This is a genomic window from Sulfuricaulis sp., from assembly GCF_049587675.1.
Classification (GTDB): Bacteria; Pseudomonadota; Gammaproteobacteria; order Acidiferrobacterales; family Sulfurifustaceae; genus Sulfuricaulis.
The window spans coordinates 1-8,459 of sequence record NZ_JBAVEJ010000114.1; the positions used below are offsets into that span (position 1 = coordinate 1).

Genomic DNA, 8,459 nt, shown 5'->3' on the forward strand with positions numbered 1-8,459 from the left:
CAACACTTCGGCATCCTCCACGACCGCCGGAGGCGCGCCGAGGTGCGAGAGCATGGGCATCTGCCGCGTCAGTGCGGCGCAGAACGAATCGATGGTGCTCACGCGCAGCCGCTCGGGGCTTGCGATCACGTTCCACCCCTCGGTCTCATCGCGCGCGAGCGCCGCCTTCGCCAATTCCCAGGTCGTGGCCTCGTTAGGCATTTCCGGACGCGGACCCTTGGCCTTCTCGAGGGCCTCAAGAACGCGATTGCGCATTTCGTTGGCGGCCTTGCGTGTGAAGGTGATTGCCACGATCTCTTCGGGATGATCCACGCACGAAAGGAGACGCAGGTAGCGCTGTGTGAGCAGCTCGGTCTTGCCCGAACCGGCAGGCGCCTGGACGATGAATGACTGATCCGGCGTGAGCGCGCGGGCGCGTGCCGCGGCATCGGCTATAGGCTTGTCGTTGCTCATGTTTCATCACCCGAACCGGCCTGCAAGTCTTCCTCCAGCTCCCGGATCCGGCACAGAGGCCCCACGTCGCAATACTCGCAAGTCCGGGTTCCATCCTTCGGTGCGACACGCGCATCCCCCGCGCGAAATGCCTCGCCCAGCGACTCGATTACGCGGTGCCACTCCGCGAGCAATGCCTTCCACGATCCCAGCGCCGCCGCCTCTTTTATCCCGGAAACCGGTTCCACGCCCGGCGCCAGCCCGGCCTCCGCCGCGATGCCGAGAAAACGTGCATCATCTTTGCGAATCTGCGCGAAGGCCACGGCCGCGACATTGTTCTGGGCCAAGGCATAGATCGGGAGTTGCGGCTCATCTGGACGATCGCTGAACCATTGATTGATTTTCGGGGTCCCGGTTTTGTAATCGATTACAACGCGCGCACCGCCTTCGAGCTCATCAACACGGTCCGGCACGATCCTGATCGTCAGTCCGCCATAACTGGCCATCTGCTCCTTTTCGGGAAACACCACGGTAAATGGCGCGCGCTGCTTCTCGATTTCGAGCCAGCCGAGTACCAGTTGATCGAGCCGCGCCTGTTCGAGCGTGATGAAGCGCGCCGTGAACGTCTGCGGTCGTTCACGGGCCATCTCCGCTATGGCGCCGGCCACAGCCTCGCGGACTGCGAGGCGCACCGCTTCTTCCGGAAAAGCACACAGATTCGCGTGGGATTTCAGATTGAGCCAAAGCGCTTTCATGACACCGTGTAGAAGATTGCCGCGATCAATGGCATCGAGCCCGGGCTCCGGCTCATCGAGTGCACGCGCTCCGAGACGCGCATGCGCGAACGCGCGGAACGGACAGGCAGCCTGATCCTTGAAAACGCCGGTTCCGCGACGTGCCTCGGTTCCGGCTGCCAACGATGCGGCGCGCTCATCCGATATCTGCTCCAGTGGCGGGCACGATTCATGAACCAACTGATGCAACGCGCCAATGACACATGGCGTTTCGGGTTCCTTGGCAGGCAAATGAGCTATGAGTGGGCTGGGTCGCAGGTTCTCATCGCCACTGTGCCGTGCGTGGCTGACAATGACTTCTGGTGCGCTCGCAAGGAGCCATCCCGTCAGACGACGGGCGAAATTAAGTTCGCGGGCCGCAGAGGCGTGCGGCAGGTTGTATCGGCGCTGCAGCTCGATGGGAAGGAAGGGATTCGGGCGTGGCTTGTCGGGCCAGGCCGCATCATGCAGCCCGGTGATCCACAAGCCATCAAACTCGAGACCCGCGGCTTCAAGCAACCCCATGACCTGAACCGGAACCTCCGGCGTTTTCGGCTGGAAGATGCGCTCACCGGCCATGTGCACGAGTGTCGAGAACGCCTCGGCGTAACTTATCCGATCCGTAACCTCATCAAGGGTCGAGAGCACGGAAAGCATCTCGCGCCACGCCTCCACGGTTTGATATTCGTCACTATCGAGCGGGCGATCGCCCGGCCACCCAAGCGCCAGGAGCCCGCGGGCAAAGCCCTCGGCCCAGGCGCTTGGAAGCTGTTTTTTCGGAAAGGAATCGAGGAGCGCGCGCCAGTTCTTGAGCCGCGCCGCGAGCATCGGCGCGCTGTGTGCGCGCCAGCCTCCCTCCCTATCCTGATCCTGAGCAAGGCGCAGCAAGCCATTGATTCGCACGAGGGGTTCAGCTTGGCGGCACGCCACATCGAGGAGTGCACGTTGCGGCCACTCTTCGGTTGCGCCGCCCAGAAACGGAGACCGCAACAGGCTCCCGGTCTCCTCGCAGGCCAACTCGCCTTTGCCGAGCTCAAGGATTTGAAGCGCCGTGTGCACGATCGGATATTGCGAAAGCGCCTGGCCCAGGGAAAGGTTGTAGGGACGGGTGGCGTTCGCGGAATCTGGCAGCACGGCTCCCGGCACGAACGTGTCATCGAAAATTCTGACCACCTGCGGGCGCATCGCGCCGAGATCCGGTACGATAACCCCGATGCGGGATGCCCCGGCCTCCAGCCGCTCCCGTGCCCAATGAGCGGCGGCGGCAATTTCCTCCAGCGGACCGGCAAGCTCGTAGCGTACGACGGTATTCGGCATGGGGTATGCATTGATCGGCTCTACCACCGTGCCAGCGCGACGCAGGATTTCGAGCAACCGCTCCTGCTGGGGAGTATGCTCTTCGAATCCGAAAAGCAGCAGCCGCTTCGGGGCTTTCAGACGCCCGCTCGCTAGAGCCTCAACGATTGCATCCGCCAGACGGGCACGATCCTGCCAACCCTGGGCGCGGCACCGCTCATCAAAGTCACGCGACCAGATTGCAAAAGCCCGCACATCCTCGTTGGGCCCAGTGTCCGGCAGCGGCAACGGAATGGTCCACTCCCAGCTAAGCCGCCATGCATCCTGGACCGTCTGCGCCGTGGCAGAGGATTGTAAGAGCCCGTCCCCGACACTTGAGTCACCGATGATCGATTCCCAAAGCATGGCCTCCTGAACCGGACTGAGCAAGGTGCGGGTATCCAACTGCTCTTTTGCCAACGACGGCGCCGTGAACTCGTCCCAGTACCGTTCAAGCCAGGCATTCCACGTAAGGAGGTCCGGACTCTGCCACGCCAGCCGTTCTTCGTCCTGCATGCGGCGCGCATACGCGATTTGCAACGTGCGTACCTGGCGCTGGCTCGCCACGAGTAACGACGCTCCGGATTTCAACGCCTCAAAAACCGAATCGCGCAATATGTTTTCCCTTATTCTCTGTCCTTATCTGCCTACCCTGCGGACGGATGTTCGGTCCTCTTCATGTAGCGGTTTGCACCGACTCGGTCCTGCAATGGTTACGACGCGCATATTACGCAAGAAAACACTCCGTTGACGGTGACACGAGCTGCTTGCCCGAATTAGCGACTGCTTTGCGGCATGTTTTTATCGTATCAGGCGTGCAGCTCCTGGCGAAAGCCACTTCTTTCCACGTCGCGCCCGGCGATATCATTAAGATTGTCTTGGTGAGCTTCGTCCTGTTTATTACCGACATGAATAATTGTTGCCTTGTCATTTCAGCACCAGGCAAGACCGGGTCGAGCATTAAAATCACGACCAATAAAAAAGGCGGCCATTCATGGCCGCCTCTCGGATACACTCTACGAATTACCTGCATACCCGGGACACTTCCCTGCATCCCTGGAAACTTCCCTGCACTTCCGGTGTTGGCAGTAAAAGTATTTCCCTATGCGCATCCCTGCCTCCCTTGAATATAGGCCGGGGTAACCAACATGCAAGGAACGGCATCGATATGTTTACCAAAGGCTTTTTGTTACATTACATGCGCTTCATTAAAGAATCTGGATGCTGCTGATCTTCACCGCTGCGGCGGTTGCGTGGAGATACCGGTGCCGTAACTTACTGAGGATGGGCGTGTACAACGCGGTTACGTCCCGTCTGCTTGGCTTCATACAAGGCGGCATCCACCTGCTGGAAAAGCCACGCCGCGGGGTCGGGTCCATAGGTATCCACCCCCGGCTCCAGGCAGACAAGCCCGATGCTGACAGTCACGTCCAGATCGACTCCCTCCGGAATAATAAAGGCGCTGTGCTCGACGTTGGCACGCAGCCGTTCGGCGATGGCCGCACCCTGGACCTGCGTCGTGTCCGGCAGCAGCAGCACGAATTCCTCGCCACCATAGCGCGCCAGCACGTCGCTGCCGCGCAGGTCCTGTCCGAGGATGCTGGCGATCTGGCGCAGCACGCGGTCACCGACCTGGTGACCGTACTGGTCGTTAACCTGCTTGAAAAAATCGACATCCGCCAGCATGCACACGAGAGGTCCGGCTTGACGCGCCCAACGCTCGATTTCCTCCGCCAGGCGGCGCTCGAAAAAGCGCCGGTTGGAAACGCCGGTAAGCGGATCGGTGAGTCCGTCGAGCTTGAGACGCTCATGATTGACCGCGTTGTCGATACACAGCGCCGCCACGGCCGCCAGGTGCTCGAGCAGATCCGTCGCTATACCGGGCATGAAATGCTTCGGATCGTGGCTGCCTTGATTGAGACTGCCGATCAGTTCGCCGCGACGTATAAGCGGCGCGATCGCCACCGACCCCGACGCACAGGGATTGTTTGAAAATAACAGGGAATGAAGATGCGCATCCACTGGCCCGAGACGCGGTCGCCATGGACGGGCAAACATTTCATTCAGCGTCTCCCGCGGTATAGCGACGAAACAATTTTGCTTCAAACCGGATTCAATGCCGGCATCGATCAGCCGTGTCATCTCGTATTCCGGATCGACACAGGCGATGGTGACACAGTCGATACCGGAAAAAGTTTCGGGAATGCCTTCCGTGATGACTCCGGCGAGATCAGTCAGCGAATTCGAGCCGATCATCCGTACCTCGATCTCCCGGAATCCGGACCAGATGCGCTCGTTGTCGCGCAACTGATTACGGAGTTTCACCCATTCCCGGTCCTGTATCGTCTCGCGTTGGTCCATTCCCTCGCTCCGCCCGTCACCGCACCGCCGTGCCCGACGATTCGGCCTTGATCCCAAGCATGCTCAACAACCGCGGTGCGGGTACATAGCCGGGAATTGTTTTACCGTCATCGAAAAATATTGTCGGCGTGCCGTTGACGTCCAGACGCTGGCCCAGCAGGTAGTTTTCCTCCACCGGGTTCTTGCAGGTTTTCATGTCCAGCTTGCCGCCGGCACTGGCGATACCGATCGCCTTGACGCGATCGGCCGCGCACCAGACAGCCACCGCGCGTTTGTAACTTTCGGAGTGCAGACCTGTCCGCGGGAAAAAAAGATATCGTACTTTCACGCCCTGCTTGTTGAGTGTGGGCACCTCAAGATGAAACTTGGAACAATAGCCGCAATCCACGTCGAAGAACACCGTCAGCGTGCGCTTGGGGTTCGCCGGTCCCATTACTATCATGTTTTGCTCGCCCACCTCATCGAGCAGCCGCACACGAATAGAGGCACGCCTTGCCTCAGTCAGGTTGGTATGCGTGCCCATGTCCACGAGATCGCCCATGAAAAGGTACTTGCCGTCGCTGGTCGTATAAAATACTTTCGCGTCGAATTCGATTTCATACATGCCGGAAACCGGGCCCGGCTTGATGGTTGCCGCGGAAAGCTCGGGAAAGGAGCTGACCAGACCGGCTTTGACCTGTTTCATTTCCTGTTCACCCGCGGAGGCGGAGAAGATAAAGGCAAGACTGAGAAGACAAGATAAGACGAAACGTAACATGATGACGGTTTCTCGCTGTTCAGAGTGGATGGGGTGGCGCAGACTGCGCATGATCATACTGGCTGCCCGCGCGACGTGCCAGCATTAGACCGTGTGCGGGGTCCTCGGTTCGAAGTCATTTCAAGTTCCGCTCCGCCTCTAGCACAATGCGCGTCATGGGAATCACACTGTCCGGGTTGAGCGAGATCGAAGCAATGCCCTGGCTTACCAGCCAGGTGGTAATCTCGGGATAGTCCGAGGGCGCCTGGCCGCAGATACCCACATATTTGCCCATTTTACGGGCAGTGCGAATGGCCATTTCCATGAGCTTGAGCACCGCCGGGTTGCGTTCATCGAACCCGGTCAATAGCCCAGAATCGCGGTCGACACCCAGAGTGAGCTGGGTCAGGTCATTGGAGCCGATGGAAAATCCGTCCAGATGCTGTAAAAACTCTTCCGCCAGCAATGCATTAGCCGGGATTTCGCACATGAGATAGATCTTTAGCTCCGCCTTTCCACGCTCCAGACCGTGCGTCCGCATGGCCGCCAATACCTGCAGCGCCTCTTCCACACTGCGCACGAACGGGATCATCAAAGCCACGTTGGTAAGACCCATGTCCTCGCGTACCTGCTTGAGCGCAGCGCACTCCAGCGCAAAACTTTCACGGAAGGTCTCAGAGTAATAACGTGAAGCCCCGCGCAGCCCGAGCATGGGATTTTCTTCCTTGGGTTCAAAGCGTTCGCCGCCAAACAACGAGGCATACTCGTTCGACTTGAAATCGCTGAGACGCACGATCACCGGCCGGGGATGGAAGGCAGCCGCGATCATCCCGACACCCTCGGCAAGGCGCTTGATGAAATAGGAGCGCCGGTCACCATAGCCGACCGTCAGCCGGTCGATATGCTTCTGCTCATCCTTGCTGAGTTTCTCGTATTCCAGCAAAGCCCGGGGATGCACCTGGATACTGTGATTGATAATGAATTCAAGACGCGCAAGCCCGACACCGTCGTTCGGCAGAAAAGAGTGCTCAAATGCCTGATCGGGGTTGCCGAGGTTCATCATGATCTTGGTGCGCGGCCGGTTTGCCGCATCGACGAAAATTTTCTCTACGCGGAATTTCAATGCGCCGTCGTATACGTGGCCGGTATCGCCCTCGGCGCAGGAAATCGTCACCGGCTTGCCCTGGCCGAGGCTTTCGGTGGCGTTGCCACAACCCACGATTGCCGGAATGCCGAGTTCGCGCGCAATAATCGCGGCATGGCAGGTTCGACCGCCGCGGTTGGTGACGATCGCCGCCGCGGTCTTCATCACCGGCTCCCAGTCCGGGTCGGTCATGTCGGTTACCAGCACTTCGCCGGCGCGGAGTTGCGACATGTCGGCGACATTCCGGATCACGCGTGCCTGACCGGCTGCGATACGACGGCCCACGCTTTTCCCGGAAGCCAGAATCTTGCCGCGTGATTCCAGGTAATAAACATCGTACTCGTTACGCGTCTCCTGCGAGCGCACCGTCTCCGGACGTGCTTGCACCACGTAGAGTTTGCCGTCCACGCCGTCCTTGGCCCATTCGATGTCCATGGGCATGTCTCGTCCGGCCCCTTTTGAATAATGCCGTTCGATTTTTACGGCGTAGCGCGCGAGCTCGAGCACATCCTCGTCTGTCAGGGAAAAATGCAGGCGATCGGCCTCTGGCACGTCGACATTGCGGATGGAAGAACCTCGCTCCGCCTCCTGTGCATAAATCATCTTGATTGCCTTGGTACCGAGCTGACGTTTCAGGATTGGCTGTTTGCCGGCAGCCAGCGCCGGCTTGAAAACATAGAACTCGTCGGGATTCACGGCGCCTTGAACGACATTCTCGCCCAGGCCATAGGCGGAGGTGATAAAGACAACGTCACGAAACCCTGTTTCGGTGTCGAGCGTGAACACCACGCCGGACGAACCTATATCGGAGCGCACCATTTTCTGCGCACCGATCGAAAGCGCCACGTCATCGTGTGAAAACCCCTGGTGCACACGGTAGGAGATAGCGCGGTCGTTGAAGAGCGAGGCATAAACCCGGCGGCAGGTCGTCAGCAGATCCTTGACGCCGCGTATATTAAGGTAGGTGTCCTGCTGCCCCGCGAACGAGGCGCCCGGTAAATCCTCGGCGGTCGCCGAGCTGCGAACGGCGATATCGGGATCGGGCCCATACTCTTTCGCGAGAGTCTGGTACGCCGTGGTGATTTCCTGAGTCAGGTCGGGAGGTATTTCCGCCTCGTGGACCCAGCGGCGGATATCAGCGCCGGCCTGTTCCAGCTGGGTGAGATCATTAGTATCCAGAAGCTTCAGGCGCTCGCGAATACGTTCGACAAGATTGTTATGCTCGAGAAAATGCCAATAGGCCTCGGCTGTGGTGGCAAATCCATTGGGTATCCGCACGCCCTCCGCACTCAAGTGGCGATACATCTCGCCCAAAGAAGCGTTTTTGCCTCCAACAACGGGAATATCCCCGATCCCCAGTTCAGAAAATGTGCGGATGTAGCGCATGCTTCGAGCACAAAATAACGCATGCCGCCGGGATTTCCAATTGAGAATTAACGATAAGCAATTCAAAACAGGGAGCCGGCAAATACCAGCATAATAATCATGGCCTTATACTCCGAATCGGGTTGTAAGCCCCTGGCAGCACCCGTCTGGCCTGATTACAGGCATGAACAATGCCTGTTGATTGAGCAATTACGTCGAGACTCGCTTACCAAATAACAATAACGAACGTGGTGCATTCTCCTGCGAAACACCCGCAAAGGCACGCATTTGCCGCGCGTCTGGCGTTACGACT

At 58.9% G+C, this 8,459-nt stretch carries 5 protein-coding genes; all 5 read right to left on the reverse strand.

The annotated features are described in order from the left end of the window. On the reverse strand, nt 1–453 hold a 453-nt coding region (locus tag WB402_RS06060; RefSeq protein WP_424206024.1), incomplete at its 3' end, for a UvrD-helicase domain-containing protein. Next, nucleotides 450–3,155, reverse strand: a complete 2,706-nt coding sequence (locus WB402_RS06065; RefSeq protein ID WP_424206025.1) for a PD-(D/E)XK nuclease family protein — start codon at nt 3,153–3,155, stop codon at nt 450–452. The genes WB402_RS06060 and WB402_RS06065, both read right to left, overlap by 4 nt. A gap of 660 nt (nt 3,156–3,815) precedes the next feature. Beyond that, nucleotides 3,816–4,901: a DUF484 family protein gene (locus WB402_RS06070; RefSeq protein ID WP_424206026.1), complete on the reverse strand. Its 1,086-nt coding sequence runs from the start codon at nt 4,899–4,901 to the stop codon at nt 3,816–3,818. Nucleotides 4,902–4,917: 16 nt separating this feature from the next. After that, entirely contained in the window at nt 4,918–5,715 is a 798-nt protein-coding gene (locus WB402_RS06075) for a DsbC family protein (protein ID WP_424206027.1), read from the reverse strand. Nucleotides 5,716–5,773: 58 nt separating this feature from the next. After that, a complete protein-coding gene (gene ppsA, locus WB402_RS06080) occupies nt 5,774–8,167 on the reverse strand; it encodes a phosphoenolpyruvate synthase (RefSeq protein WP_424206028.1) in 2,394 nt (797 codons plus the stop codon). Between the last annotated feature and the right edge of the window lie 292 nt (nt 8,168–8,459).